The sequence below is a fragment of the Clostridium transplantifaecale genome (assembly GCF_900626075.1).
GTDB classification, from domain to species: domain Bacteria; phylum Bacillota; class Clostridia; order Lachnospirales; family Lachnospiraceae; genus Otoolea; species Otoolea transplantifaecalis.
Genome location: NZ_UYZY01000001.1, coordinates 1,064,831 through 1,090,869, shown reverse-complemented (window position 1 = coordinate 1,090,869; position 26,039 = coordinate 1,064,831). Strand labels below are relative to the sequence as shown.

The 26,039-nt window shown below is 47.8% G+C and carries 20 protein-coding genes and 1 other RNA gene; 17 read left to right on the top strand and 4 right to left on the bottom strand.

Translation table 11 applies throughout. The features are described from left to right. Positions 1–117 precede the first annotated feature (117 nt). On the top strand, positions 118–4,824 hold the full coding sequence (locus tag EJL91_RS04665) for an EAL domain-containing protein (protein ID WP_125140771.1): 4,707 nt from the start codon (positions 118–120) through the stop codon (positions 4,822–4,824). A 99-nt stretch (positions 4,825–4,923) separates the two neighbouring features. Here EJL91_RS04665 and EJL91_RS04660 read toward each other — a convergent pair whose 3' ends face one another. After that, complete coding sequence (locus tag EJL91_RS04660) at positions 4,924–6,366, bottom strand: alanine/glycine:cation symporter family protein (protein WP_125140770.1); 1,443 nt, start codon at positions 6,364–6,366, stop codon at positions 4,924–4,926. Positions 6,367–6,575: 209 nt separating this feature from the next. Here EJL91_RS04660 and eno point away from each other — a divergent pair, with 209 nt between their 5' ends. From eno to ssrA, 5 genes are all read left to right on the top strand, one after another. Further along, complete coding sequence (gene eno, locus EJL91_RS04655; protein ID WP_125140769.1) at positions 6,576–7,844, top strand: phosphopyruvate hydratase; 1,269 nt, start codon at positions 6,576–6,578, stop codon at positions 7,842–7,844. A gap of 184 nt (positions 7,845–8,028) precedes the next feature. Further along, positions 8,029–8,265, top strand: a complete 237-nt coding sequence (secG, locus tag EJL91_RS04650) for a preprotein translocase subunit SecG (RefSeq protein ID WP_125140768.1) — start codon at positions 8,029–8,031, stop codon at positions 8,263–8,265. A gap of 332 nt (positions 8,266–8,597) precedes the next feature. Beyond that, positions 8,598–10,754 (top strand): ribonuclease R, encoded by a 2,157-nt coding sequence (rnr, locus tag EJL91_RS04645; protein ID WP_341466960.1) that lies wholly within the window; start codon positions 8,598–8,600, stop codon positions 10,752–10,754. Positions 10,755–10,812: 58 nt separating this feature from the next. Beyond that, a complete protein-coding gene (gene smpB, locus EJL91_RS04640; protein WP_125140767.1) occupies positions 10,813–11,277 on the top strand; it encodes an SsrA-binding protein SmpB in 465 nt (154 codons plus the stop codon). A gap of 61 nt (positions 11,278–11,338) precedes the next feature. Next, positions 11,339–11,682, top strand: a transfer-messenger RNA (tmRNA) gene (gene ssrA / locus EJL91_RS04635). 149 nt (positions 11,683–11,831) lie between these two features. Here the strand turns inward: ssrA and EJL91_RS04630 are convergent. Together EJL91_RS04630 and EJL91_RS04625 are read right to left on the bottom strand one after the other, a co-directional pair. Continuing rightward, positions 11,832–12,005, bottom strand: a complete 174-nt coding sequence (locus EJL91_RS04630; RefSeq protein ID WP_341466959.1) for a helix-turn-helix domain-containing protein — start codon at positions 12,003–12,005, stop codon at positions 11,832–11,834. 207 nt (positions 12,006–12,212) lie between these two features. After that, a complete protein-coding gene (locus tag EJL91_RS04625; protein ID WP_125140766.1) occupies positions 12,213–13,070 on the bottom strand; it encodes an AraC family transcriptional regulator in 858 nt (285 codons plus the stop codon). A 348-nt stretch (positions 13,071–13,418) separates the two neighbouring features. Between EJL91_RS04625 and EJL91_RS04620 the strand changes: the two genes are divergently transcribed. Further along, positions 13,419–15,266, top strand: coding sequence for a carboxylesterase family protein (locus EJL91_RS04620; RefSeq protein WP_125140765.1), 1,848 nt, complete (start codon positions 13,419–13,421; stop codon positions 15,264–15,266). A gap of 412 nt (positions 15,267–15,678) precedes the next feature. Beyond that, positions 15,679–15,804, top strand: a complete 126-nt coding sequence (locus EJL91_RS25090) for a hypothetical protein (RefSeq protein ID WP_279230029.1) — start codon at positions 15,679–15,681, stop codon at positions 15,802–15,804. Here the strand turns inward: EJL91_RS25090 and EJL91_RS04615 are convergent. After that, positions 15,792–16,133, bottom strand: coding sequence for a hypothetical protein (locus EJL91_RS04615; RefSeq protein ID WP_125140764.1), 342 nt, complete (start codon positions 16,131–16,133; stop codon positions 15,792–15,794). The genes EJL91_RS25090 and EJL91_RS04615 overlap by 13 nt on opposite strands. 249 nt (positions 16,134–16,382) lie before the next feature. On the opposite strand from EJL91_RS04615, the gene EJL91_RS04610 reads away from it, so the two are divergent. The 9 genes from EJL91_RS04610 to EJL91_RS04570 all read left to right on the top strand — a co-directional run bounded on the left by EJL91_RS04610 (position 16,383) and on the right by EJL91_RS04570 (position 26,030). Continuing rightward, positions 16,383–17,660, top strand: coding sequence for a glycoside hydrolase family 10-like protein (locus EJL91_RS04610; RefSeq protein WP_125140763.1), 1,278 nt, complete (start codon positions 16,383–16,385; stop codon positions 17,658–17,660). A 181-nt stretch (positions 17,661–17,841) separates the two neighbouring features. After that, complete coding sequence (locus tag EJL91_RS04605) at positions 17,842–19,239, top strand: MATE family efflux transporter (RefSeq protein ID WP_125140762.1); 1,398 nt, start codon at positions 17,842–17,844, stop codon at positions 19,237–19,239. Then, positions 19,223–19,741, top strand: a complete 519-nt coding sequence (locus EJL91_RS04600; RefSeq protein ID WP_125140761.1) for a GNAT family N-acetyltransferase — start codon at positions 19,223–19,225, stop codon at positions 19,739–19,741. Before EJL91_RS04605 ends, EJL91_RS04600 begins: the two co-directional genes overlap by 17 nt. 546 nt (positions 19,742–20,287) lie before the next feature. Beyond that, on the top strand, positions 20,288–22,216 hold the full coding sequence (gene thrS / locus EJL91_RS04595; RefSeq protein ID WP_125140760.1) for a threonine--tRNA ligase: 1,929 nt from the start codon (positions 20,288–20,290) through the stop codon (positions 22,214–22,216). Positions 22,217–22,377: 161 nt separating this feature from the next. Continuing rightward, positions 22,378–22,692: a DUF1540 domain-containing protein gene (locus tag EJL91_RS04590; protein ID WP_125140759.1), complete on the top strand. Its 315-nt coding sequence runs from the start codon at positions 22,378–22,380 to the stop codon at positions 22,690–22,692. Positions 22,693–23,252: 560 nt separating this feature from the next. Further along, on the top strand, positions 23,253–23,747 hold the full coding sequence (infC, locus tag EJL91_RS04585) for a translation initiation factor IF-3 (RefSeq protein ID WP_125140758.1): 495 nt from the start codon (positions 23,253–23,255) through the stop codon (positions 23,745–23,747). Between the two features lie 31 nt (positions 23,748–23,778). Then, a complete protein-coding gene (gene rpmI, locus EJL91_RS04580; RefSeq protein ID WP_003507701.1) occupies positions 23,779–23,976 on the top strand; it encodes a 50S ribosomal protein L35 in 198 nt (65 codons plus the stop codon). A gap of 31 nt (positions 23,977–24,007) precedes the next feature. Next, the gene (rplT, locus tag EJL91_RS04575; protein ID WP_125140757.1) at positions 24,008–24,364 is read left to right on the top strand and encodes a 50S ribosomal protein L20; all 357 of its coding nucleotides are present in this window, start codon (positions 24,008–24,010) and stop codon (positions 24,362–24,364) included. Positions 24,365–24,548: 184 nt separating this feature from the next. Next, positions 24,549–26,030, top strand: coding sequence for an extracellular solute-binding protein (locus EJL91_RS04570; protein WP_243125223.1), 1,482 nt, complete (start codon positions 24,549–24,551; stop codon positions 26,028–26,030). The last annotated feature ends 9 nt before the right edge of the window (positions 26,031–26,039 follow it).

The following is a 26,039-nucleotide window of genomic DNA, read 5'->3' as shown; positions in this document are numbered from 1 at the left end:
GGTTAAATATGGTAGAAAAATGCTGTGAATATTGACGGGGTGGATGAAAAAAGATTATAATTAAGTTCAGATCAATGCCGGGAAAACAGGACGGCATGAAAACAGGGTGGGATAAATATGGGGAGAATTTCGAATAAAGAGGACGCGGGGATTTACATCATTGACGACCAATACCAAATTGTATATTTTAATGATAAGATCAGGCAGACGTTTCCCCGGCTGAGCTGCGGTGAGAAATGCTACCGGGCTATGTGCAGGGAGGATGAACCCTGCCGTGACTGTCCTGCCGCAAGGGAGGAGGCAAAGAGCGGAGTCTTATATAATAAAGTGACCCAGAGATGGGTGGAAGTCAGCGGAGGCAATATTGACTGGCCGGGGTACGGCCCCTGCACCATGGTCATGACCACCGGGATACGCGAGGTGAATAAGAATTTATTCTACAATCTGACAAGCATTTCAGCTTATGATGAACTGTTTGAATTGAACCTGACCAGAGATACCTACAAAATCCTTTACCACCAGTCCGGAAAGTATGTGATACCGGCGGAGGAAGGGGCGCTGAAAAGGATGATGGAGGAAGTGGTGGACGGTATGATCCACCCGGACGACAGAGAGGGATTTCTGGAATTCTGGGACCTGGACCGGATGTTTGACACTCTGCAGGAAGAAGGGGCGGACCGGATTCTGAAGAAACAGCTGCGAAAGCTCAGGACGGACGGGAGTTACTGCTGGGTGGCCCAGATTGTAGTTCCGCTGAACCAGGGGGAATACGACGACCGGATACTCATGTGTTTTATTCAGGACATTGATGAGCAAAAAAAGAAAGAATTCGAACTGTCGGAGAAGGACAGAAAAGATGAAGAACGCGATTCACTCACGGGCCTGTATCACAGGTCCAAATTCTTCAGGGAGGCAGATCGGTTCCTGCGGGAAATACAACATGGACCCTACTGTATTATGGCTATTGATGTGGAACATTTCAAACTTTTTAACCAGTGGTACGGCGAGGCGGAAGGAGATCGGTTCCTGATCAATATCGGGGAGCAGCTAAAGAAAGCCGAGGATGAAAACCATGGACTTGCCGGCTATATGGGCGGCGATGATTTTGTCATCATCCTGCCGGACGACAAATCGGTGCTTTTAAGTCTGCAGGATGGGATTATGGGATATGTCAGGCAGTACGGGAAAAATGCCGGTTTTCTTCCGGCCTTTGGTCTTTATACGATCGAGGACAGAGACATTCCGGTCAGCACCATGTATGACAGGGCGGCCGTTGCCCTGGCCTCTGTAAAAGGCAATTATGCTCAGCGTGTGTGCCGTTTTGACAGCCGGATGATGAAAAAGATGGAGGAAAACCACCGACTGCTTTCTGAGGTGCAGCGTGCACTTGACAACGACGAATTTGTCTATTATCTCCAGCCGCAGTGCAATATGACGAACGGAAAAATTGTAGGTCTGGAAACGTTAGTCAGATGGATCCATCCGGTACGCGGCGTTATTTCCCCCGGTGAATTCATTCCGCTGTTGGAGAGCAACGGCCTGATAGCCAGTCTTGATCTCCATATGTGGGAAAAAATCTGCATTAATTTAAGAAACTGGATTGACCGGGGCAAACGGCCGGTTCCTGTCTCCGTCAATGTATCGCGTGTAGATATTTATACAATTGACGTGGTAGAGTGCTTTGTGGGCCTGGTGGAGAAGTATCATCTGGAACCGAAACTTCTGGAGATCGAGATTACGGAAAGCGCCTATGCGGAGGAATATGATATTTTTACAGGTGTGATTGCCAAACTTCGGGCAGCCGGGTTCCTCGTGTTCATGGATGATTTCGGGAGCGGTTATTCTTCCCTTAATATGCTCAGCGATGTCAAGGTCGATGTATTAAAAATAGACATGAAGTTTCTTAAAATGGATGATAAGAGCGAAGGCCGGGCCATGCGGATTCTAGAAACGATTATCAATATGGCACGGTTTATGGAATTGCGGATGATCGCCGAAGGCGTGGAAACCAGAGCGCAGATGGAGATGCTGTTAGACATGGGCTGCCAGTACGGGCAGGGGTACTATTTCTACCGGCCGATGCCGATTGCGGACTGTGAGGCGGTTATGGCAGGGGAAGAGAATATGGATTTCCGCGGAATAACGGCCAGGACTATCAGCCGGATGCAGACCAGGGATTTGATGAATGATGATATATTCAGTGAAACAATGCTGAACAACATACTGGGAGGCATTGCTCTCTACGACAGTTCGGACGGCCATGCGGAACTGTTGAGGGCCAATGAACAGTACTGTAAAATTACAGGTGCCAACCTGCTGGAACTGGAAGAGAAGCGGAAGAACATTGAAGAAAATATTTACCGGGAAGACCGCGGGCTGCTTATCAGAATTTTTGAACAGGCTTTTGAAGACAGACTTAAGGGAGGAGAGGGCGAACTGCGGTATCTGAAAGGCGACGGAAGCATTATGTGGATGCATCTGCGGGCCTTTTTCATGAGAGAGCAGGATGGGCACAGGCAGTTTTACTGTTCCGTAAGCGACATCACACGGCAGAAACAGAAGGAATACCAGTTGGAATCCTCCCAGCGTGCCCTGGCAGCGGTGGTTAATGTTGCGGAGAACGACAGGGCGTTTATGCGTCTGGCGGAAGAAAACCGCAGGGCAGCTGCGGCAATTTTCGCACAGATGACGCCGGGAGGAATGATTGGCGGATACTGTGAAGAGGGGTTTCCGCTTTACTTTGCCAACTCTGAGATGGTGCAGCTTCTGGGCTATGACTCCTATGAAGAGCTGGAGGCAGCAATTGGCGGGTTGGTGCTTAACACGATTCATCCCGAAGACAGGGAGCAGGTGGAAAAAGATATTGGCCCCGAATATTATGCAGGCCTGGAATATACGACAACCTATAGAATGCCTAAAAAGGACGGTACGTGGTTCTGGACGTTGGATAAGGGAAAAGTCGTGATGGCCGAAGACGGGAGGCTGGCAATTATCAGCGCCTGCACCGATATTTCGGAGACCATGTCTGCCCAGCAGCAGCTGGCGGAGCGTAATGCCGCGCTAATCCGCCAGAATCAGGAACTTTATTTCCTGAACAATGATATGCCGGGCGGCTATCACCGGTGCGCCAGAACGGAGAATTTTGATTTTCTTTACATCAGCAACCGGTTTTTAGAGATTACCGGCTGTACAAGAGAAGAGATCCGAACCAGATTTGATGATAAATTTATCAATATGGTCCATCCCGACGACAGGAGTATCGTGAGGAAGTGCGTTGAATCTCTGCGGAGAAATGAGGAAACCTATAATCTGGAATACAGGATAATGGCTAAGCAGGGCTATATCTGGGTGGCTGATCAGAGCCGTTACATGGAATATGGGGGAAAGGCATTTCTTCAGGGAGTTGTCCTGGATATCACTGAGACGGTAGAACTTCGTAACAGGATGAAGCTTCTCATGAAACATCTGCCGGAGTCCGTCAGCCTCCTCACCTATAAAGATGGAGATATTTCCGTACAGATTTTGACAAATGGTCTGTTTGGGCGTATGGGCTGCACGCGGGAAGAATACGAAGAAATGCTCCGGAACGGGATATGTGAACGGGCCGCCGGAAACGGTGAGGAGGGCGGCCTCATGGATCACCTGAGATGGTCTATGAGAAACCGCGGGAATTATCAGGATATAATACGTGTGGCGATACCAGAACGGGGAAGTGTGTGGATGAGCCTGGATGTAAGATATATCGATGAGGGGACGGAGGGGATGCACTTTCTCTGTATCTGTGCCGATGTGTCCTATATCAGGGAAAAAGAGCAGGAACTCTGGCTGACAGGAACACAGATGGAAAGTGTTCTGCGTCAGGCGGAAATCAACAGCTGGGACTGGGATATAGAGAACAACAGGCTGACCCTGAACCGCGGCACGGATAAGAGAGAGGCGCCCGGAGGATTCGATGCGGGGAGAAGTAAAAAGGTAATTGAGGGTTTTACGCAGGCGGTGGAGGGCTGGGAGGAGATACCGGCGGAATACCGGAGAGATTTCCTGGAATATCTCAGCCGGATTTACCAGAATAAAAGCGGTGAAAGCCTGAAACATGAAGTGCCGATGAGGGAGAAGGACGGGAGCCTGCGCTGGATCAGAGTTGCCTGTGAAACGATACGCAACGGGGATGGTAAGCCGGTTAAGGCAGTTGGATACTACGTGGATATCACAGAAGAAAAAAAGAAAAACGTAGAAAATAAAGCTGATAAAAAGGCTCTGGAGCTCCTTAGGAAACAGAAACTTAAACTGACCAGGATGGCGGAGAACGACGCGCTGACGGGACTTTACAACAGACAGACCGCAATTCCGAGAATTAAGGAATTCCTGCAGAATATGGACGGTGAGACAGCCGCCCTGATCATGCTGGATCTGGATAATTTTAAACTGGTCAACGATGTGTTTGGACATGCATATGGAGACAGCGTCATAGCCGGAAATGCGGCCAAACTCAAAAGCTTTTTCCGACAGGATGATATCATCTGCCGGATCGGAGGGGATGAGTTCCTGGTTTTCTGTAAAAATATCTGCGAGGAAGTGCTGGAAAACAAAATTACCCAGGTGATTGATGAAATGAAGACTACTTATGAAAACGGAGAGCAGAAGATGACTTTTTCCGTATCAGCGGGGTATGCTATGATGCCCGATCAGGGAAAGGAATTCGATGAGTTATACCAGAGAGCGGATATTGCCCTGTTTGCGGCAAAGACGGGAGGCAGAGGGACGTTCAGGAAATATGAGGCGTCCATGAAGAAGATAAGATATGAACTGGCGGGCAGAAACTGACACTGCAACTGCGGTTAGGGAAAGAAAAAACCGGTGTCCTGCATGGGGAGGGAATCTCCTGTGGGGACATCGGTCTTTTCTATAGTGTTATGTCTTTTGTTAATTTTCTTTTCCCAGAACGGGAATCGGCGTTTCATCTCTTTCATCCAGGTGATTTAAATAGTATTTAGTGTCCTTTGCAACGACGCCCGACAGGAGCAGGACCGCGATGATATTCGGAATTGCCATCAGTGCATTCAGCGTATCCGCAATATTCCATACGAGATCGAGCTGAATCAGCGGAGCGGCAATAAGAACCGACACCCACACCAGCCTGTAGGGAAAAAGAGCTTTTTTTCCAAAAAGGTATTCCAGACAGCGTTCGCCGTAGTAAGACCAGCCAAGAATGGTGGAGTAGGCAAATGTGATAATTCCGATAATTAAAATCGGGCTGCCGATGTAGGCAATCTGGGAAAAGGCGGCTGTGGTCAGCTCGCCGCCGGAAAGGTTGGTTACGCTGATGGCATCGTTGCCGATGATGCTGCTGACCAGGACGAGTCCCGTCATCATGCAGACAACCACGGTATCCCAGAAGGTACCGGTTGAGGAAACGAGGGCCTGACGCACCGGATTTCTGGTCTGGGCCGCCGCAGCCACGATAGGGGCGGAACCCATGCCCGATTCATTGGAAAAAAGACCTCTTGCCATTCCGTAGCGGGCGGCCGTCATAATACCGGAACCAACCAGTCCTCCGGCGATGGAGGGCACCTCGGTAAATGCCGATTTGACAATGATTCGGATCGATTCGCCCAGATATTCTCTGTTTATAACCAGAATGATAACGCATCCTACGACATAGAAGAAAGCCATAAAGGGAACCAGCCGTTCGCAGACGCGGGCGATTGACTTGACCCCTCCGAAGATGACAAGGCCGGTCACGAAAGCAACGATAATGCCGATTGCCAGGCTGATGATCCAGGGATTTTTATTGAGCGTCGCGGCCAGGCTGCCGTTTCCGTTTTTCAGGACAGGTGACAGGTTGGCGTCAATGACGCTTGCAATAGCGTTGACCTGGACGCCGCATCCGATTCCGAATGCGGTGAGGGAGGCCAGGGCAGCAAAAACGATCCCCAGCCATTTCATATGTAAACCGCGTTCCAAAGCGTACATGGCGCCGCCGAGCATGGTCCCATCCTTTGTCCTGACGCGGTATTTTACTGCAATCAGCGACTCGGCGTACTTTGTCGCAATGCCGAACACACCGGTCAGCCAGCACCAAAGCACTGCGCCTGGGCCGCCCAGGGCGACTGCGGTTCCCACGCCGATAATATTGCCGGTTCCGATGGTGGAGGCCAGGGCCGTTGTCAGTGCGCCGAACTGGCTGATGTCGCCGTGAGAGTCGGGATCTTTAGTGACAGAAAGCCTGATTGCGGTAAATGTCTTTCTCTGGATGAATCCGGTCCGGACGGTCAAAAAAATGTGTGTCCCGAACAGGAGTACTATCATTGGGATTCCCCAAAGATAGTTGTTGATTGTATTCACAACAGTATTGGCTAATTCCATACAATTCCCCCTTAAATAATAAATTTGCTTTTCAATTTATCATAATAAAGTGCAAAGATCAAGAGAAAGTTTTGTTGTTTATAGTTGTTTATAGAAGAAAGACAGACTCCTGATTGAACAGGATCCTGTTACTGGAAATTGCGGGAGGCATAAAAAAGAGAAAAAAAGGCTATTCTTACATAAAAGAGAAAAATCAGGAGGCGGTTAAAATGAATAAAGATTTTGAGATAATCAGTGTCAAAGGACGGGAGATTCTGGATTCCCGCGGAAATCCGACAATTGAAGCGGAGGTTACCCTGGAGAACGGGGCAGTTGGCCGTGCGGCCGTGCCATCCGGCGCTTCCACGGGAAAATTTGAGGCGGTGGAGCTGAGAGACCGCGACAACCGTTATCATGGCCTGGGCGTATCCACGGCGGCCGATCATATTGTAAATGCAATTGGAGAGGCGGTCCTCTTTGAGAATGCCCTGGAGCAGAGGAAAATCGATCGTCTTATGATAGAGGCGGATGGTACGGATAACAAGGAAAAACTCGGCGCAAACGCAATTTTGGGCGTCTCCATGGCGGTTGCGAGGGCGGCGGCCAAGGGGCTTAAAATTCCGCTGTACCGCTATCTGGGAGGAATCGGCGCATCCACTCTGCCGGTTCCAATGATGAATATCCTGAACGGAGGCCGTCATGCGGATAACACCGTGGATCTTCAGGAATTTATGATTATGCCCACCGGAGCCCCATGTTTTTCCGAGGGACTCAGAATGTGCTCGGAGATTTACCACACGTTAAAGAAGGTGCTGAACGAGGGCGGATACAGCACGGCCGTCGGAGACGAAGGCGGGTTTGCCCCCAATCTTAAAAATGCGGAGGAAGTCCTCGAGACAATCGTAAAAGCGGTTGAAAAGAGCGGCTACCATCCGGGCCACGATATTAAGATAGCAATCGACGCCGCTTCCAGCGAGCTTTACGACGAAGCCAGCGGACTCTATGTATTTCCGGGTGAGAGCGCCATGAACGGCCGAGAAATCCGACGCACAGCAGGTGAGATGGTGGACTATTACAAGCGCCTGATTGGAAAATTCCCCATCTGTTCCATCGAGGACGGCCTGCAGGAGGACGACTGGGAGGGCTGGAAACGCCTGACGGACGAACTCGGTAAAAAAATCCAGCTGGTAGGCGACGATCTCTTTGTTACCAACACAAAGCGGCTCAGCAGGGGAATCGAGGAAGGTGTTGCCAACTCCATTCTCGTAAAAGTGAACCAGATTGGAACGCTGACGGAAAGTTTCGAGGCAATCGAAATGGCTAAAAAGGCGGGGTATACCACCGTCATTTCCCACCGTTCCGGTGAGACGGAGGATTCCATCATAGCGGATATAGCGGTTGCGGTGAACTCAGGGCAGATCAAGACGGGCGCGCCATGCCGTTCGGACAGGGTGGCGAAGTATAACCAGCTTTTGAGAATCGAAGAAGAGTTGAAATAGGAGATGAGGACGCGGCCGGGAGGAGTTTTGCAGGGACTGAAGGCGCGCAGTGTATTGCCTATTCCGTCCGCCATCCTGCGGCGGCGTCCTCAAACATCAGCCCTCAAACATCAACTAAAATAATAGTTGTCTTTCGGGGGAAAATATGATATGATACACTTGTTTGACTATAGGAGGTGTAAAAATGATAAGAGGTATTCTCACCTTTTTATTTGTTGCTATTTGTGTATTTTTATCAGTAGTGATTTTACTTCAGGAAGGTAAATCCGCAGGCCTGTCCGGTTCCATCAGCGGTATGGCAGACAGCTATTGGGGAAAGAATAAGAGCCGTTCCATGGAAGGAAAGTTGGAGAAGATGACAAAATACGGTGCATTTCTCTGGCTTATTCTTGCTTTTGTATTGAACCTGAAAGTACTTTAATCCGGACACTCCTGGGAGCAGGGGTGTTCTTTTTCTTTATAGGGAAATATGGGGTTACTGTTCACGGAGTGAACAGTAACAATATGAGAGCCGATTTGGTACATTTTTTTACTAAAATTGTATGTTTGTGCATAAATTCCCCTATAATATAAAGGAAAACAGTAGAAACGTGGAGAAATAAATTGAAAATAAAAGATAAAATTAAAAAGAAATTAAAACCCGGCAGGAGAGCGGAAATAAATAGCGCCGGACCGGAAAAAAGAAGTGGCAGTGAGCGGAAAGAAAAAACGGGGAAAAAGAGGGACAGCCATGAAAAAAGGGGTGTCGCTGAACTGTTTGAACCTGAGGATGCGGAGGAGTTCGAAAGAAGGAAAAGGGTGCTCCTGGACCTGATGAACGATAAGAATTATGTTCCGATGAAAGTAAAGGAGCTGGCAATTCTTTTAGACATCCCCAAGGAAAAAAGAAGAGAGCTGAAAGCGGTGCTGGATGCGCTGTTAAAGGACGGCAAGCTGAGTCTTTCTTCCAAAGGCAAGCTGGGTAAGCCTGAGACGTTTGCTATTACGGGAACTTTCAGCGGGCATCCGAAGGGATTCGGCTTTGTTACGGTGGAAGGAAGGGACAGTGACGTGTTCATTCCCGGCGACAAGACAAGGGGAGCCATGCACGGGGACAGAGTCCAGATTGTCATAGAGGAAGCAGAGGGCAGCAGGCGTGCGGAAGGCTGCGTGATCCGCGTCCTCGAGCATGCCAACGAAAGTCTGGTGGGAACCTATGAAAAGAGTAAGGGTTTTGGTTTCGTAATACCGGACAACCAGAAGATTTCAAAAGATATCTTTATCCCCCAGGGCAGTGATGCGGGCGCCGTTACAGGACATAAAGTAGTAGTGAAGATCAAGGAGTTCGGCGACGACAAGGGAAAGAAGCCGGAAGGCGTCATCACCGAGATCCTGGGACACATCAACGATCCGGGAATCGATATTCTCTCGATTGTCCGCGCCTATGATCTGCCGGAGGAGTTTCCGGAGCAGGTGATGGAACAGCTTAAGACGATCCCGGATGAAGTGATGCCGGAGGAGCTTTTAGCCAGAAAGGATTTAAGAGCCATAAAAACCGTTACAATTGACGGTGAGGAGGCAAAGGATCTGGACGATGCGATTACCCTCGTAAAGAAGGAAAACGGGTATGAGCTGGGAGTCCATATTGCCGATGTCAGCCATTATGTAAAGGAACATACTCCGCTGGACACGGAGGCTCTTAAGAGGGGAACGAGTGTCTATCTGACGGACCGCGTTATTCCGATGCTTCCGCATAAGCTTTCCAACGGTATCTGCTCCCTGAACCAGGGGGAGGACCGTCTGGCATTGAGCTGTCTGATGGAAATCGACGATAAGGGTATGGTAGTCGGACACGAGGTGGCGGAGACAGTCATCCGTGTAGACAGGCGTATGACTTATACGGCCGTAAACGCCGTTATCACGGACCGCAATCCGGAGGTGATGGAAGAGTACAGGGAATTTGTCGGGATGTTCGACCTGATGAAGGAGCTGGCCGATATTCTGAGGAACAGGCGCCACAGCCGAGGTTCCATTGATTTTGACTTCCCGGAGAGCAAGATTATCCTGGATGAGAAGGGACACCCTGTAGAAATAAAGCCGTATGAGCGCAATGCGGCCACCCGCCTGATTGAAGATTTCATGCTTCTGGCTAATGAGACGGTAGCCGAAGATTATTTCTGGCAGGAGGTGCCGTTCCTTTACAGGACCCACGATAAGCCCGATGAAGAAAAGATGAAAAAGCTGGGCACTTTTATCAACAATTTCGGATATATACTTCGTATGCCGAATGGAGAAGTGCATCCCAAGGAAGTACAGAAGCTGCTTGACAAAGTGGAAAATACACCCGAAGAAGCGCTGATCAGCCGCCTGACGCTCCGTTCCATGAAGCAGGCAAAATATACGACCCTGAATTCCGGCCATTTCGGTTTGGCGGCCAAATACTACACGCATTTTACGTCTCCCATCAGGAGATATCCGGATCTGCAGATTCACAGGATCATCAAGGAATGCCTGTGCGGGAAACTGGACGACAGAAGGGTTTCCCACTTTGAGAAGATTCTTCCCGAGGTGGCGGTTAAAACTTCGGCTCTTGAGAGAAGAGCGGATGAGGCGGAGCGTGAGACCGATAAGATGAAAAAAGTCCAGTACATGGAACAGTTCATCGGACAGGAATTTGACGGCGTTATTTCCGGCGTGACAAACTGGGGCTTTTATGTGGAGCTGCCGAGCACCGTGGAGGGGCTTGTGCATATCAACGAGCTGCGCGACGATTATTACCTGTTTGACGAGCTTCACTATGAACTGATCGGGGAGATGACGAGAAAGACGTATAAACTGGGTCAGCCGATCCGGGTGCAGGTTACGGGCTGCGACCGGTTTGCAAAGACCATCGACTTTATTCCGGCAGGCAATGTGAATACGGCGAGGTAGGGGCTCGCCGGTTTCACGGCCGAAAGACCGGGTAAAACAGGAGGATAACAAAAACAATATGGGTAAAGAGAGCATTAAGATGGTTGCCAATAATAAGAAGGCATATCATGATTATTTTATCGATGAAAAGTATGAAGCAGGGATCGAGCTTTACGGGACAGAGGTAAAATCGCTGCGTATGGGGAAGTGCAGCATTAAGGAGTCCTTTATTAAAGTGGAAAACAACCAGGTCTATGTCTATGGAATGCATATCAGCCCTTATGAGAAGGGAAATATTTTCAACAAAGATCCGCTGCGCACCAGAAAGCTTCTGCTTCATAAGCTGGAAATCAGAAAACTGCAGTCAAAAATTAAAGAAAAGGGTTATACCCTGGTTCCGCTGCAGGTGTATTTTAAGGGCAGCCTTGTGAAGGTGGAGATAGGCCTGGCAAGAGGTAAGAAACTTTACGACAAACGCGACGATATCGCCAAGAAGGATGCAAAACGTGAAATCGAGAGGGAATTTAAGGCAAGAAATAACTAGCCGCCCCCATTGACAGACGTTTTGGAACATGATAAGATAATGGAGCATAAAACCCTTTAAAGGGGCAGTACCGGTTTCGACAGGGATCATGCAGCTGGTGAAGCTATCCGCATGCGATGCGTTAAATGGCAAACTTAAAATTAAACGCTAACAATAATAAATTAGCTTACGCAGCCTAATTTGGCTGTTGTCAGCCTTAGAGCACTCACACTTTAAGAATCTGGCATCGACTATGTGAGAAACGATGGCGGGAGGGTTCCGGACCGTCAGACGTATTAGGATCTACTGAAGTCCTGAGGATGTTCGTTTCCGCAGGATAGAGGGAATGTCAAAGAACGGACTACGATAGTAGAAGAACAGGGAATTGGTTTTTGGACACGGGTTCAACTCCCGTCTGCTCCATTGGGAGAGCCTTGATAAATCAAGGCTCTTTTGTTTTTCTGTGATCAGAAGGTAATCAAAACTTAAGTTTCATTTGTGGAACATCGAGATAAATAAATCTTCATAGATAGTTTCAGTAAAAAATAACAGCCAATCACTTAAGAGCAGGGCTGTTATTTTTGTTCCTTTACATATTCAACTACATCTGTAATATCACAATCCAGTAAATCACATAAAGTATTTAACGTTTTCATCGTTATGCCATTCCCACGTTTGATTGAGTGGTACGTTGTATTTGAAAATCCCATTTTATTTAATTGATAGGCAGTGATATTTTTCTCTTTCATAGTCCGGAACAGTGGGGCATAACTTATCATCAAACATTTACTCCTTCATTGTTTATAGGCATTAAGACTATTATGATCCGTAGATAAACTCTTTTGACAATAATAGTGGAGAGCCCTGCGAGCCATGTTCTGAAAATTTTAAAGCTTGTATTGATTGGAGGAGGAGCTAGGAAACATCACCACCCAATGAAAAAGCCTCCCCCTGCTTTATATTTCATTTTTAAATTGCCCTTCTCGATATTGCTCCGGGAGGCAATGAAAGAACTCTTCAAAAGCCCGTGAAAAATGGTATGTATTATGATATGCCAATCGACGGCCAATTTCTGGCACTGTCAGATCTCCTTTGAGAAGATAGAGCCTGGCTGTGCGCATACGACTGTAAATCAGATAACGAATAGGTGAAGTATGGTAAGCACGGGAAAACACACGAGAAATATGTGATGCACTAAAATTGAACTGGAGAACCAAATCTTCCATCGTAATTTTCTCATGAATGTGATTTTGAAGATACTGCATAATGTCATTGGCATATTCAGGAGCAGAAGTCTCAATCATCTCTCCATTGCTGTGAAACTCCTGTCCCACAATCTCCAAAAGTGAAAAAGTCAAAGCTTGAATCCTTCCGTCGATCGTCCCCTCATTCTCCTGACCAATTTTTTGAATCATATCCAGAATCTGACGAAACATCAATATTTTCCGGCAATCACGAACTAAAAAGACGTTTTTCTCTTCTTGTGATTCCTTTTGTCTACAGTTGCCAGATGCGTATCTGCGAAAGCGCACGGCATAGTGCACACAAACACCCTCTATATTGTCCTTAATGCAATGAGCAATAGAGGGGGGGATGAATATCACGTCTCCTGCCTTTACCGGAACGACACAGCCTGGAAGATTTACCAGGAAAGCTCCTTCTGCAATAAAAAGGAGCTCATACTCGTCATCATGGAAGTGAGGATAAGGTGTCCATGGTAAAGGCTTAGGCACATAGCTGCACTGAGTAATCTGATAAAAAGGCAATGTCTGATAAGGGTTTGAATCCGGTCTGTTTTTGTCAAAAATCCACATATGCTTTTGCCGAGCAGTTTATGCCCAACACCCTCCTTCTCTTTTTCGGTAAAATGCTATTTTCCTAGTCTATTAAGTTTATTAATATCCACTTTTCCAACAGTACTACCAGTATATCGAAGAAAAACCGGAAATTCAACAAAGAGGATGTATTTTTTTAAGAGAGGATAGGATTTGAAAATATTTCTGATCTTTTCATCAAAAACACGGGGATTTAACATAAAAAATGAGAGGATTTTTGACGAACAGGAAATAAAATTTTAGACAGCTATTGATATAATAAAAATATCTAACGAACTAAACATTTGTGCTAAAAGGTAGCACAAAACAGCAACCGGAAGGAGAAAAATGAAAAAAACAAGCGTAATGCACAAATCAATAAGCAGTCTGGCCGCAATCACACTGGCATTCTCTCTGACAGCCTGCGGTTCTTCCGCAGATACAAAGACAGGCGCGACTGCCACAACAGCTACAACAACCCAAGCAACAACTCAAGCAACAACTCAAGCGACCACGCAGGAATCTGTCTCATCCTATGCATACCAACAGGGTTCCTTACAAAATACCCGTTATGGTAAATTAGAGGGTTTTGCCAAAGAAGGTTCCCTTCATTGGTATGGCGTTCCCTATGCTGAGGCACCTGTCGGAGAACTTCGCTGGAAAGCTCCTCAACCAGTAAAGCCTTGGGATGGTATTCGGGAAGCCACCAAAAGTTTGATTGCGAGCCAAACGGCCAGTGTTCAGGCAAACAAAGACAAAGCAGGAAACGGTTCCGTTGAAACTACTACAGAACTTTTAGGGAGCGAGGAGGGCGCTGTTACTCTGGATATTACCCGTCCGGACACAGACGAAACCGACCTGCCCATCTTTTTCTATATCCACGGGGGAAACAACCAGACAGGTAATAGTGCCGCATTTCCTGCCACTCAATTTGTCCAAGAAACCAATTGCATTGTAGTTTCAGTCAATCATCGCCTCGGCCTTCTTGGTTTTAATGCACTGCCGGCTCTCAAAAATGGTACCAATGAAGAAAATTCCGGCAATTATGCACTGTTAGATCTGGCTGCCGCTCTGGACTGGGTTTCTGAAAATGCCGAAAGCTTCGGTGGGGACAGTAAAAATATTACTATTGCCGGCTCTTCAGCAGGAGGACGCGATGTTATGGCAATGCTTATTTCGCCTCTGTTTAAAGATAAATTTCAAAAGGCTATTTCCTACAGCGGTGGAATGACTGTAGCGGATGTAGAGGACAGCCAGCGAATTGAGGCTCGCGCGTTAGCTCCATTGGCGTTAGAGAATAAGAAGCAGACTGATGAGACCGCCGCTGTGGAATGGCTGTTGACTGACAGTGATGATGTGCGGGAGTTTTTATATAGCCTCTCTGACGAAGAGCTGTCTGGTGCCTTCGGCGGTGCAGGCATTCGTATGAGTAAATTTCCTCATCTGTTCACTGATGGAGTTGTTCTTCCAAAAGAAGGCTTTGATACGACAGCTTACAATGATGTCCCAATCCTAATGGTAAACGGAGACAGAGAGTTTTCCACTTTCTGTAAGGGTTCTGCGCCGTTCAATAAAGTATCCGTTCAGGAACTGATGGCGGATGAGGAGTTGTTGGCTCAGTATATTTTTGCAGAAAAATACGGTAGTCAGATGTACACCTATTTTAACGGGGAAGAATCCGCCAGCCGAATGATTAATCACTATAAGTCTCCAATCTATACCTGCGAAATCAGCTGGGCCGACGACCCCGCCATAGTAGGTGAGGAGCTAGCCACCATCTACGGCGCATACCACTGTATGACTACACCACTGATGACCCATGTGCTGGCTAACGCTTCTAGCAATTATCCTGAGCAATTTGGTTCAGCTAGTTGTAAAGCCGTATCTTCCATGCTTAATGAGTATTACAAAAACTTCCTTTGGAATGGCAATCCCAACGGAGGCACTTTACCTGCATGGGACAAATGGATCAGCCAGGATGGTACAACTCAGCTGATTGTGGATGCCAATGATGAAGGAGCCTGGGCGGAAATGTCCACCGAGCATACATCTTACGATGAGATTCTCGCCTCTATGGATGCAGATTCGTCGATTCCCGAAGAACAGAAGACCAAACTGATTCAGACCGTCCTCAATGGCCGTTGGTTCAGTGCTGCTCTGGATGCCCACTATAACAATGAGGATTTGTGGAAATAATTCGTTCGCCTAAAATCAGATAACTGAAGTCCTGGCTACCTGCTAAGCTGTCATCATAAACTTTAGAACTAGGTAAAGGCCTTTCAGATTCAATGGAAGAACCGTTGACTTCTGAAAAGACTCCCCAAATAGAAAAATCGCTGAGGTCATGAGACTTCAGCGATTTTTTGGTAGTGCGCCCGGCGGCGCGCGTTTCTAACCGGTGCAAGTCCGGAATCCACCTGGTAGTGGGAAGGATATAACCGAAAGCAGGGGTGTCCACCGTGAGGTAAAATTTGAAGGAAGCTGGATGCGGGGAATATACTAACCCGCGGGCAAATCTCTGGTCTGACGAACAGAAATCGTATAAGAGGCCATACATGAGGGTAGACTGCTATACAAGCCGAAGCCCAATAACTACACGGAATCATGTATGGTAGATGCGGCAGATGATAACTACACGGAATCATGTATGGTAGATGCGGCAGATGGATGGAGGGAAAGAAACGTGTGGTACTCTATGCTGCACAGACGGATAGCAGCGGCCTATATTTCCTGAATCAGCATCCGGTTCTCTGTGCTCTTCCCCCAGGCCTCAAGAGACAGCTCGTAAGCGCTCTGGACTTTCTGATCGAGGATTTTGATGTCTTTCCTGAGTGATAACTGCCCGGCTTTTAAAGAAGCCGTATCACTTTCCAGTTTGTCGAGTCTAGATTCGACACTCTCCATCCGGCGCTCAACGTTTTCCATTCTGTGATCCAGGTCTTCCACTCTGGTATCAAGAACTTCAAGCCTTTCATTCATTCTGTTGAAACCGGCTTCCATCCGTGTTTCCAATGGGGCAATTAATCCCGCAATGGCCTGGATATCTTCTTTCGTTAAACTCATTTGAAAACCTCCTTTGCGAAGTGAAGCCTCTCCATGTACATGTATTCTTCTGTCATCCAGTCTAGCACACAGGGGATTGGATGTCCAGCGCTACATTTTACAAAACAGAAAGGAAAAAGTAAGAATCCCCGACGGATTTTCTGGTAAAATATAGCTGTGCTGGAAGAAATCATTAGAACCTGCAAGGCCTGGCAGAAAAGGAAAAACGGCCCGCAGGCGGATAAACACAGACAGGAAGGCGGAAAGACAATGGAAGTAAAGGAAAAATGGAGTGATTTAAAAAATATTCGCAGCCGGATGCCTGCAAAGAGGCTGGCTTCTCTGCTGCTCGCGGCGGTGTTTGCGGTAATGGGAGCCATGACATCCCTGGCCGGGCCGGCCGGTGACAGCGGGCCTGCCGTCCAGTCGGGCGAACTGAGAGGCGTCTGGATTTCTTATCTGGACTGGAATAAGTGGCCGAAGGATTACAGCGGATTTAAGAATGCGGTGGATTCTACGATGGATATAAGCGTCCAAAACGGAATGAACGCAGTCTTTGTCCAGGTGAGGCCGGACGGTGACGCCATGTATCCGTCTAAATATTTTCCATGGTCTAAGTTTGCTTCGGGACAGCAGGGAAAGGATCCGGGATATGACCCGCTTGCTTATGTGGTCCAGTCGGCTCATCAGAGAGGCCTGAAAATCCATGCCTGGGTCAATCCGTACCGTATAACGGGATATCTGAACCGCTACAGCGATCTCAGCAGCAGCAACCTGGCCGTCGCCTGGGCGAACGACGGGGATCCGGCCAACGACAGATGGGTTCTCCTGCACCAGGGAGAGTATTATTACAATCCGGCGGTGCCGCAAGTGCGTCAGATAGTGATTGACGGTGTGAGGGAGATCGTTGAGGGCTACGACGTGGACGGAATCCATTTTGATGATTATTTCTATCCGGGCGTCAACGACGGCAGCGCTGAGCTGTGGTTTGACAAACCGGAATACCTGGCTTCCGGCAGCAGTAAGAATATCGCAGACTGGAGGCGTGACAACGTAAACCAGCTTGTGAAAGGCATTTACAGTACAATAAAATCGATTAAACCAGGCGTAGTATTCGGTATCAGCCCTGAGGGGTATTTAAAGAACCTGCGTTCCGATACGAGACTGTTCTCAGACATTGATGCATGGATGACGCAGCCGGGGTACATTGATTACATTATGCCTCAGATATATTGGGGATTTGAGGCGAAGTCGGGAGGTCAGACGGCTCCGTATGCATACTCCAACTGCCTGAAAGACTGGATTGAACTTAAAAAGAAGGGTAATGTGACCCTTTATGCGGGGCTGGCCCTCTATAAGACGGGAACCGATGCGAAGGATGGAAATGAAGTTCCGGAATGGCTCAGATATAATGATATTATGAGACGCCAGGTGTTGGAAGGAAGAGGAACCGGCCAGGTGAGCGGCTATTGTTTCTATGACTTCAGCTCCCTGACACGGACGGCGGCAGCGGCGGAGGTCGCTAATGTTACGGCTCTGTTCCGGTAAATAGTTTTACTGCGTGGATATCATACTCTGTGAAATTTTCATTGCCAACCGATAAAAAAGCGCGCTATAATGACAAAATACAGTTATTATGGCGCGCTGCTTTATGGATAGCGTCGGTCTGTACGATGAACGTTCAGGCTGCCGGTGCCGATGGAGACAGCAGCGTTTCTGGAGGCGGAAGATGAATACGGATAAGAACGACTTTTCAAAGGGGAGTGTGGTAGGGAATATTATGAGCCTGGCCGTGCCTATGACGCTGGCACAGCTTATCAATGTACTCTACAATATTGTAGACAGAATTTATATAGGACGGATACCGGAGAATTCGACGCTGTCCCTGACCGGAATTGGCCTTTCCCTGCCGATTATTACGATGGTGATTGCGTTTGCCAACCTGTTCGGAATGGGCGGGGCGCCGCTCTGTTCCATCGAAAGGGGCAGGGGAAGGCTCGAAGAGGCGGAAAAAATCATGGGAAATTCATTTACCATGATGGTGATATCGGGGATTCTTTTGACTGTTCTGGGGCTGATATTCAGGCGTCCCATGCTCTATCTGTTTGGAGCCAGCGATTCCACCTGGCCCTTTGCGGATGCCTACATTACAATTTATCTGCTCGGAAGCCTTTTCGTAATGGTCGGACTTGGAATGAACAGTTTCATCAATTCACAGGGATTTGGAAAGATTGGAATGATGACGGTTCTTCTGGGGGCGGTGTCCAACATTATTTTAGATCCCATCTTTATTTTTGTCTTCCACATGGGAGTGAGAGGGGCCGCATTTGCCACGATCATCTCGCAGTTTTTGTCGGCGATCTGGATTGTCAGGTTCCTGACGGGAGAGAAGACGATCCTGAAGCTCAGGCGTTCCTGCCTTAAGCTGGAGTTGAGAAGAGTCAAGTCGATTGTAGGACTGGGACTTTCCGGATTTACTATGGCCATTACGAACTGTACGGTTCAGATTATGTGCAATGCGACGCTGCAGGCCTACGGCGGTGACCTCTACGTCGGAGTCATGACCGTCATCAATTCCGTGCGTGAGGTGGCATCGCTTCCTGTCTCGGGAATCACCCAGAGTGCACAGCCGGTCCTCGGTTTTAACTACGGCGCCGGGGAGTATGGGAGGGTTAAGAAAGCAATTATATTCACATCGGTGGCGGCTATCATTTATACGGTTGGAATCTGGAGCCTGATCCATGGATTCCCGGAGCTGTTTATACGTATATTTAACAAGGACAGGGCATTGATAGAAGCGGGCATTCCGGCCCTGCGGCTTTACTTTTTTGGTTTTTTTATGATGTCGCTCCAGTTTTCGGGGCAGGCTATTTTTGTAGGGCTTGGAAAATCGAAAAATGCAATTTTCTTCTCTATTTTCCGGAAAGTGATTATTGTGGTGCCGCTCACCATCATGCTGCCGGGCGTTTTTCATATGGGAACGTCAGGAGTTTTTGCGGCGGAGCCAATTTCTAATTTTATCGGTGGAATTGCCTGCTTTGGAACTATGCTTCTGACTATCTGGCCGGAGCTTACGAGGATGCAGCGGGTGAAAGAAAGGGGAAACAGCAGTGGAATTCAGAATTGAGAAGGCGGAGGCCGTTCATGCGGAGGAAATAGCGGAACTGATCCGTACAGTATGGGAAGCGATGGAGCACCGTGAGTGGTTTGTGCCCGATGATGCCCGGTTCATACGGGAGGTTCTGACATCGGGACGCGGGTTTGTTCTCAGGGCGATCGACCCGGAAAGCGGCAGGACGGCGGGAATTATGGACATCCTGACGCCGGGGCTTGAAAAAGAAAGTCTTGGCTATGATGCTGGCTTTTCGGATGAACAGCTTTTGAAAACGGCCCATGTGGATTCCGTTGCCATTCTGCCGGAATACCGTGGCAGGCATCTGCAGGCAATGCTGATGGAGGCGGCCGAAAAAGAACTGCTCCTGGACGGATACCGGTATATCATGTGCACGGTCCATCCCGACAACCGTTATAGCCGCGGCAATATGCTCGGGCAGGGTTATAAGGCGGTCTGCAGAAAAGAAAAATACGGAGGCCGGCTCAGGGATATCATGATGAAAGAGATCCGGTAGAGTCTTGACAAATCGTCCGCGGGTGCTATAATCAAACGTAAATCAACCATATTGTTAACACGTTGAGAAGACCAGTAAGACAGGAGAGCTGTCCAGAGAGAGGCATACACGGTGGAAGTGCCTTACAGAGCGAGTGTCCCAAAACCAGCTTCGAGTGTCCCTTAATCGGGAACGGTGATTCCGTTATCATCATAATTGAGAGGTCCGGGCAGAACCATAGTCCGGTCAATCAGGGTGGAACCGCGATAAATTCGTCCCTTGATACACAGAGGTGTGTGTCAGGGGACTTTTTTTGTATCATAGGGTCTATGATACGAAAAAAAACCCTCCGGGCAGGATGCGCACTCGCGCGAAAATGTAATATGCCGCTATGCGGCCGCACTCGGCGCGAGAGTCCGGTAAGGCGGACTCTTTATGAATCATAGGATCTATGATACGAAAAAAGCCCTCCGGGCAGGATGCGCACTCGCGCGAAGATGTAATATGCTGCTATGCGGCCGCGCTCGGCGCGAAGAGACAGTGTAAATTAAGAGAGGAGAAATAAATATGAAAATCAGATTAAAAGACGGCTCTGTGAAAGAGTATGAATGTGCGATGGCAGTGATTGACATTGCAAAGGATATCAGCGAAGGCCTGGCCAGGATGGCCTGTGCCGGGGAAGTGGACGGAGAGGTTGTGGATTTGCGCACGGTGGTTGACAGGGACTGTTCTCTGAGTATTCTGACGGCCAGGGATGAGAACGGCCTGGCGGCGCTCCGCCACACGGCCAGCCATGTAATGGCACAGGCGGTAAAAAGGCTGTACCCCGAAACAAAGCTGGCAATCGGACCGTCTATTGCCGACGGCTTCTACTATGATGTGGATCCGGCTGTTCCTCTGACAGCGGAGGATTTGCCGAAGATTGAGGCGGAGATGAAAAAAATTGTGAAGGAAGGCCTGGAACTTAACCGGTTCACACTTCCCCGGGAGGAAGCAATTGCCCTCATGAAGGAAAAAGCGGAGCCATACAAAGTGGAACTTATCGAGGATCTGCCGGAAGGATCCGAGATTAGCTTTTACCGTCAGGGAGAATTTACGGATCTCTGTGCGGGTCCTCATCTGATGAATACAAAGGGAGTCGGTAAGGCATTTAAGCTGATGAACCTGGCGGGAGCCTACTGGAGAGGCAGTGAGAAAAATAAGATGCTGACACGTATTTACGCGACGGCATTTGCATCCAAGGAAGATCTGGAAGGCTACATCACAATGATGGAGGAGGCTAAAAAGAGAGATCACAGAAAGCTTGGCAGAGAACTCGGTCTTTTCATGATGCATGATGCAGGCCCCGGATTCCCGTTCTTCCTTCCAAAAGGAATGGAGCTTAAGAATACCCTGCTTGAATATTGGAGAGAAATTCATAAAAAAGCAGGTTATGTGGAGATTTCCACTCCGGTCATCTTAAACAGGAAACTATGGGAGACTTCGGGCCACTGGGATCACTATAAAGATAATATGTATACAACGGTAATTGACGAAGAAGATTACGCCATTAAACCAATGAACTGTCCGGGCGGAGTTCTCGCCTATGCCTCCGAGCCACGCTCCTACCGTGATCTTCCTCTCCGCATGGGAGAGCTGGGCCTGGTACACCGCCACGAGAAATCGGGCCAGCTTCACGGCCTGATGCGCGTACGCTGCTTTACACAGGACGACGCCCATATTTTCATGACACCGGATCAGATTAAGGATGAGATTAAAGGGGTTGCTCATTTAATTAATGAAGTTTATTCCCTGTTCGGCTTTAAATACCACGTAGAGCTTTCCACCAGACCGGAGGACAGCATGGGAAGTGATGAAGACTGGGAGATGGCGACGGAAGGACTTCGTTCCGCTCTCGATGAACTGGGACTCGACTATGTGGTAAATGAGGGAGACGGAGCGTTTTACGGACCGAAAATCGACTTCCACCTGGAGGACTCCATCGGAAGAACATGGCAGTGCGGAACCATCCAGCTCGACTTCCAGCTTCCGCAGCGGTTCGAACTGGAATATACTGGAGCGGACGGTGAGAAACACAGGCCGATCATGATTCACCGCGTGGCCTTTGGCTCTATAGAGCGGTTTATCGGAATTCTGATTGAGCATTTTGCGGGGGCATTCCCGACCTGGCTGGCGCCGGTACAGGTGAGAGTGCTTCCAATCTCCGACAAGTATTCCGAATATGCAGGTAAAATTTCGGAACAGTTAAATGAGGCGGGAATCAGAGCCGAGATGGATACACGTTCCGAGAAGATTGGCTATAAAATCCGCGAGGCACAGACACAGAAGGTTCCGTATATGCTGGTAGTAGGCCAGAAAGAAGAGGAAGAGGGCAATGTTTCCGTGAGAAGCCGTTTTGCCGGAGACGAAGGCTCCAAGAGTCTCGACGCATTTATTTCCGATATCCAGAAAGAGATTAAGACAAAGGAAATCCGGAAAATGGAGCCGTCAAAATAAAAATAAGCAGTATGCTTTAAATTATAAAAAAGAATATTTTGCCTGTGACGGCACATACTAAACCTGTATCTGAATTACTGTCCGAAGAGGATGTAAAGAGACGGTGAAAAGAGAGCTTTGCCGGTTTTTCGCCGTAAACAACGAAACAGGAGGAGCACGTCATGACAAAATTGGATTGTAACGTAACGGGATGTCTTCATAACTCTGAAAACTGCTGCTGTAAAAACGCAATCGTCGTAGAAGGCCAGTCCGCACATGAGAAATGTGATACATGCTGCGGCAGCTACGATGAGAACAAGGGCGGAATGTTCCGCAACATGTTCAAAACACCGGAAAACAGACTGGAAGTAGAGTGTGAGGCCGTAAACTGTGTATTCAACAAAGATCGTTTCTGCGAGGCCGAGCATATCGGAATCACAGGCGGCGATGCAGTCGAGGCACAGGGCACGGAGTGTTCCAGCTTCAAGGCAAGATAACAGGTTCCATTCCATTAAGGACGGAACCCCGCATCTGTGCAGAAGCCGGGGAAAACGAATCGTCTTTATTAGACGTCCGGTTTCCCCGGCTTTTAATAATTCAGCCCCCAAATAAGATCGCCGCCGGTGCTTGGCGAGGTCCCTCACGAGCTTAGCATCCGCTGTGCGCTTCACAAGCGGAAGCGGGTCCCCGTAGGAATTTTTTCTCCTGGATTCCCCCTCACCACAACCTGAAAACCGGGACTGAAGACTCATTCATCCATCCACCCTGTCCGCCATCTTACAGAGGCGTCCCAGCATCTCAATTAAAAAAATAGTTGACATTTTAAAACTCTTGTAGTATAGTTACTTAGGTTGTGAGAATACTTACAACATATACAGGAAAGCAGGTATCCGCCTCACCCCGGCACGAGTAAGTGACCGTGGGTTCATAATTTATCGAAAATTCCTTAATTGGATTTCCTATTATGATAAGTGGATAGTCTGGCTATCCACTTATTTTTTGCAGTATATAAATATTATTCATCATGTGATGGGGGTGCACGACTATTAGCGATTTAATGATTAACGAACAGATTAGAGACAGAGAGGTTCGTTTGGTTGGCGAGAACGGAGAGCAGCTTGGAATTATGCCTGCTAAAGACGCTTTAAAACTTGCAAAGGATGCAGAGCTTGACCTGGTAAAGATTGCTCCGACAGCTAAGCCGCCGGTCTGCAAGATTATCGATTACGGTAAATACAGATACGAGCTGGCAAGGAAAGAGAAAGAAGCCAAAAAGAAACAGAAAGTAATCGATGTGAAAGAGGTACGCTTGTCACCGAATATCGATGACAACGACTTAAACACCAAGACAAATGCCGCACGTAAGTTTCTTGAAAAGGGCAACAAGGTGAAGGTTACACTGCGTTTTAGAGGTCGTGAGATGGCTCACATGTTCAAGTCAAAGTACATTCTTGACGATTTTGCAGAAAAGCTCGCTGATATCGCAACAGTCGATAAGCCTGCAAAAGTTGAAGGAAGAAGCATCGTATTGTTTTTATCTGCAAAACGTTAAAATAGACAAATATCTAAGGAGGAATTTTACTATGCCTAAAATGAAAACAAGCAGAGCTGCTGCTAAACGTTTTAAAACAACAGGAACAGGAAAGTTAGTAAGAAGCAAAGCTTACAAATCCCACATCTTAACTAAGAAATCTACTAAGAGAAAGAGAAATCTTAGAAAAGACATCGTTACCGACGCAACAAACAGCAAGGTAATGAAGAAGATTTTACCATACTTATAAGATTCGAGGATTAAGAAGGAGGAATTGACTCATGGCAAGAATTAAAGGCGGATTAAACGCTAGAAAGAAACATAATAGAGTATTAAAACTGGCAAAAGGCTACAGAGGTGCCCGTTCCAAACAGTATAGAATCGCAAAACAGTCCGTAATGAGAGCATTAACAAGCTCCTACGCAGGACGTAAAGAAAGAAAGAGACAGTTCAGACAGCTCTGGATCGCACGTATCAACGCTGCTGCACGTATCAACGGCTTATCCTACAGCAAGTTCATGTACGGCTTAAAGCTGGCAGGTGTTGAGATGAACCGTAAGGTATTATCAGACATGGCTATCAGCGATGCAGAAGGTTTTGCAAAACTGGCAGAACTGGCTAAAGCAAAATTAGCATAATTCGGATATCAAAGCGAAATAAGTAACCGAAACATTTTATCAGCCTGGTAAAGTGTTTCGGTTTTTTTATATGTGATAGAGTAAAATGACTTTAATACACAGAATGTTTATGATATAATGACGGCTAAGCGGAACGTTTATCATAAGCGTGCCAATTTTTACCTGGAGTTTATGGAGGGGGATTATGATGAAGAAAAATATAGCGGCGGCAATTCTGCTTTTCAGCCTGATTATGACCGGCTGTTCGGGGGATGCATCGGTTGATACGGTAAAAAACAGCGATCCGGTTGATATTACAATCTGGCATTATTACAACGGCTCACAGAAGGCGGCCTTTGACGATCTCGTCAATGAATTCAACGAGACGGTAGGCAAAGAAAAGAACATTTATGTGGAAGGACACAGCAAGGGTAATGTCTCAGAGCTGGAGAATGCGGTTCTGGCATCGAGCAAGAAGGAAGTGGGCAGCGATGAGATGCCCAGCATCTTTTCTTCCTATGCGGATACGGCATATGAGCTTGAGAAGGAGGGCCTTCTGGCGGATCTCTCCCCGTTCTTTACGGAGGAGGAGCAGAATTCCTATATGGATGCCTACATAGAGGAAGGGAAGATAGGGGTAAATGGCGAACTCAAGATTTTTCCGGTGGCCAAGTCCACGGAAATCATGATGATGAATAAAAATGTTTGGGATGAATTCTCGGCGGAAACAGGGGCGTCTCTTGATGACCTGAAGACAAAGGAAGGCGTTGTCAGAGTTGCCGGGCTTTATTACGACTGGACGGATGCTAAAACGCCTGATACTCCGAATGACGGAAAGGCATTTTATGGCAGAGACGCTGTTGCCAATCTTTTCATTGTTGGTTCCATGCAGTTGGGAACCGAAATTTTTCATGTGGAAAAACAGAAGGTGACGCTTCAGATTGACAGAGATGTTTTTAAAAGAATTTGGGACTGTTACTACGTTCCCTTTGTAAAAGGATATTTTGCAGCTTACGGACGTTTCCGTTCCGACGATGTCAAGATAGGGGAGCTGATCGCTTATACAGGCTCCACCACATCGGCCGGATATTTCCCGGATCAGGTTGAAGTGGGGGATTCCATAACACCAATCGGCTGTATCGTACTTCCTGTTCCCGGATTTGAGGGAGGGAAACCATATATTGTCCAGCAGGGAGCAGGGATGGTAGTGACAAAGAGTACGCAGGAGAAAGAAAGCGCCGCCTGCGAATTTCTCAAATGGTTTACCGACGCGGAGAAAAATACGGAATTCAGTTGTTCTTCCGGCTATCTTCCTGTCAAGAAAGACGCAGGTGATATTGAGGTGCTTGAGAAAGTGATGGCAGATAAGCAGGTGAGCATGCCTGAAAAAGAGTATGATACGCTAACGGAAGCCTATAAGGCCGTTAAGAGCAACGAACTCTACACCAACAAGGCTTTTGACGGCGGCAGCAAGGCGAGAAAGGTTCTGGAATACGACCTTTCCGATAAGGCCGTTGCCGACAGGGAGCAGGTAAAGACTCTTCTGGCAGAAGGTTTAAGCCTTGAGGATGCAGTGAAGGATTATATTTCCGAGGAATCCTTTGATTTATGGTTTTCTTCGGTGAAGCAGAAGCTGGAAGCTTGTGTGGAGGGGACTAAAACGGACCAGGAGGATGGCTCCAAATAGTGATAAGGA

Coding starts and splice junctions, on each gene's coding strand:
- EJL91_RS04665 (WP_125140771.1), top strand. CDS start 118: ATGGGGAGAATTTCGAATAAAGAGGACGCGGGGATTTACATCATTGAC.
- EJL91_RS04660 (WP_125140770.1), bottom strand. CDS start 6,366: ATGGAATTAGCCAATACTGTTGTGAATACAATCAACAACTATCTTTGG.
- eno (WP_125140769.1), top strand. CDS start 6,576: ATGAATAAAGATTTTGAGATAATCAGTGTCAAAGGACGGGAGATTCTG.
- secG (WP_125140768.1), top strand. CDS start 8,029: ATGATAAGAGGTATTCTCACCTTTTTATTTGTTGCTATTTGTGTATTT.
- smpB (WP_125140767.1), top strand. CDS start 10,813: ATGGGTAAAGAGAGCATTAAGATGGTTGCCAATAATAAGAAGGCATAT.
- EJL91_RS04630 (WP_341466959.1), bottom strand. CDS start 12,005: ATGAAAGAGAAAAATATCACTGCCTATCAATTAAATAAAATGGGATTT.
- EJL91_RS04625 (WP_125140766.1), bottom strand. CDS start 13,070: ATGTGGATTTTTGACAAAAACAGACCGGATTCAAACCCTTATCAGACA.
- EJL91_RS04620 (WP_125140765.1), top strand. CDS start 13,419: ATGAAAAAAACAAGCGTAATGCACAAATCAATAAGCAGTCTGGCCGCA.
- EJL91_RS25090 (WP_279230029.1), top strand. CDS start 15,679: ATGGTAGATGCGGCAGATGATAACTACACGGAATCATGTATGGTAGAT.
- EJL91_RS04615 (WP_125140764.1), bottom strand. CDS start 16,133: ATGAGTTTAACGAAAGAAGATATCCAGGCCATTGCGGGATTAATTGCC.
- EJL91_RS04610 (WP_125140763.1), top strand. CDS start 16,383: ATGGAAGTAAAGGAAAAATGGAGTGATTTAAAAAATATTCGCAGCCGG.
- EJL91_RS04605 (WP_125140762.1), top strand. CDS start 17,842: ATGAATACGGATAAGAACGACTTTTCAAAGGGGAGTGTGGTAGGGAAT.
- thrS (WP_125140760.1), top strand. CDS start 20,288: ATGAAAATCAGATTAAAAGACGGCTCTGTGAAAGAGTATGAATGTGCG.
- EJL91_RS04590 (WP_125140759.1), top strand. CDS start 22,378: ATGACAAAATTGGATTGTAACGTAACGGGATGTCTTCATAACTCTGAA.
- infC (WP_125140758.1), top strand. CDS start 23,253: ATGATTAACGAACAGATTAGAGACAGAGAGGTTCGTTTGGTTGGCGAG.
- rpmI (WP_003507701.1), top strand. CDS start 23,779: ATGCCTAAAATGAAAACAAGCAGAGCTGCTGCTAAACGTTTTAAAACA.
- rplT (WP_125140757.1), top strand. CDS start 24,008: ATGGCAAGAATTAAAGGCGGATTAAACGCTAGAAAGAAACATAATAGA.
- EJL91_RS04570 (WP_243125223.1), top strand. CDS start 24,549: ATGATGAAGAAAAATATAGCGGCGGCAATTCTGCTTTTCAGCCTGATT.